Origin of the sequence: Bacillus sp. C30 (assembly GCF_040838255.1) — a bacterium.
Lineage (GTDB): Bacteria > Bacillota > Bacilli > Bacillales > Bacillaceae_G > Bacillus_A > Bacillus_A mycoides.
In genome coordinates, this window is the sequence record NZ_JBFPJH010000467.1 from 1 (window position 1) to 2,168 (window position 2,168).

The window sequence follows — 2,168 nt, forward strand, 5'->3', positions numbered from 1 at the left end:
ATAATATCTTGTGCTTCATAATCAATTTCATTTACACTGAACTGCTCAATCGTTTTACTTAAACTACGATTGGCAAGGTCAACACTTGTTGTTTTACTTGCCCCGCCAAGCGCTGCAAATACAGAGAAAGCCCCAGTATAAGAGAACATATTTAAAACTGTTCTTCCTTTTGCATATTTATCACGAATTTGTTTTCGAACGTTACGCTGATCTAAAAATACACCAACCATCGCCCCGTCATTTAAATATACAGCAAAGTTTACACCGTTCTCTTTTACGATAAGTGGGAACTCACCGCGCTCTCCTGCGACGAAATCATCACCTTCAATGTATTTCCCTTTCGTATCAAAACGCTTTTTCTCATAAATCCCTTTGAAATTTGCTACTTTTTGAAGTGCTGCTATAATCTCATCGCGGAAAGTATAAACCCCTTCACTATACCAACTTATTACGTAATAGCCGTCATAATAATCGATGATTAAACCACCAAGGCCATCGCCCTCACCATTCAGGGCACGAAATGCTGTTGTATCATTTGATTTATAAAAATCTTTTCGTTTATGTAAAGCAGATTTGATTTTACTTTCAAAGAAAGGTTGATTAATTTGCTCTTTCTCTTTTCTCGTTAAAATCCATCCATATCCTTTATTTTGTTTTCCATAATAGCCTTTTCCGATGAATTGGTTCTTCTCATCTACTACGTTGATGATTGTGCCTTCTTCACGTACATCATTTAAATTTTGAATAGCATCTTTTAAAATAAGTGGATATCCACTTTTAATTTCTTTTATAAACTTCGGTTTTATTTTTATAGTTACTTCAGGTCGCATGTAATGTCTTCCTTTCCATTTGAATGCTTTCTAATTAGTAGGAAGCAATGTAAAAAACGAGGCTGAAAAAAGCCTCGTTTCACTATACCATATTATTGCTTTGCTAGTACAACTAGCTCATCTCCTGGTATAACCGCTATATATTTATACAATGTTGAAAAAGTAAGACTACCATCATCGTGACGAATAAATAATATTACATCCTCTGAATCACTCTCTTCTTTATTAATTTTTTGTTCTTCCTCAACTTGTATCGTTTTAAATGTATAACCCTCTTCAATTTTTCTATCTAACTCTTCATAAATTTCATTTTGACCAAACAGTAAATGAGCTTTTTTCGAAAGAGAGATGCGTTCTTGCTCAATCTTTTCCACATCATGAATCGGAAGTAAAAATGTATTATGATGTCCAAACTGCGGTACATATGTGTTTGCGACTAATACATTGTAAGAATCCGTATCTGTAACTGAAATTAAGTATTCATACTGATTCATATCTACTTCAAATTGCAACTGCTCTGAGAGTACTTGGCCGTTATATGTATTAAGCCCTTTCACCTTTGCGCATTGCAAATGTTCTTCCGATACATCTACGATTAAGCTCGGAATCCCCATCTCTTTACAATGCATAGCGAATGCAGTTGAGAATGTACTAGCTCCTGAAATTAAAATACCTGGTGGCTGTGTATTGGCTAATCCTAATTTTTTTGCTAAAAATCCAATTGAAAATCCATGAGCACAAACGGTCGTAATTACGAGTGCAAATGTAAGTGCTGTTAATATAGAAGCATCTTTATACCCTTCTTGTAATAACTCCGTCGCAAAGTAACTTGAAACCGTTAATGCAACAATACCTCGCGGCGCAATCCAACCAACTAGCGCCCTTTCTGATCTTGTTAACTCTGTTCCGATTGTCGATACCCAAATTGATAAAGGACGAACAACAAATATCATCATAAGTACGAAGCTAATAATAGGCCAGCTAAAAATCTCCATAATCGTCGTTCTTGGAAGTGATGCTGTTAAGATGATGAAAACAGTCGATGTTAATAGTACGGAAATATTTTCGTTAAAATGACGAATATCACCGATAGAAGAAATATATTTCTTCATCCGTGCAAGCGTAATCCCCATTACTGTTACGGCTAGCATACCGGTTTCATGCATGACTTCATCTGCAATGCCGAAGCATAGTAATACCGTAACGAGCAAAATCGGTGCCTTTAAATATTCTGGTACTTTCCCTTTTAAAATCATATAACTCATAAAAATACTAAACGCATACCCAAGCACCATTGCAAATAACGAACCTGCAAAGAAATATAGTAACGTATGTAAG

2 protein-coding genes are annotated in these 2,168 nt (G+C 35.4%); both read right to left on the reverse strand.

Features of this window, described 5'->3' with window-relative positions; genetic code table 11:
• On the reverse strand, positions 1 to 830 hold an 830-nt coding region (locus AB3X49_RS21810), incomplete at its 3' end, for a class I SAM-dependent rRNA methyltransferase (RefSeq protein WP_367964703.1).
• Between the two features lie 92 nt (positions 831 to 922).
• Positions 923 to 2,168 (reverse strand): cation:proton antiporter (locus AB3X49_RS21815; protein ID WP_367964705.1); only part of this gene is annotated, 1,246 nt, incomplete at its 5' end.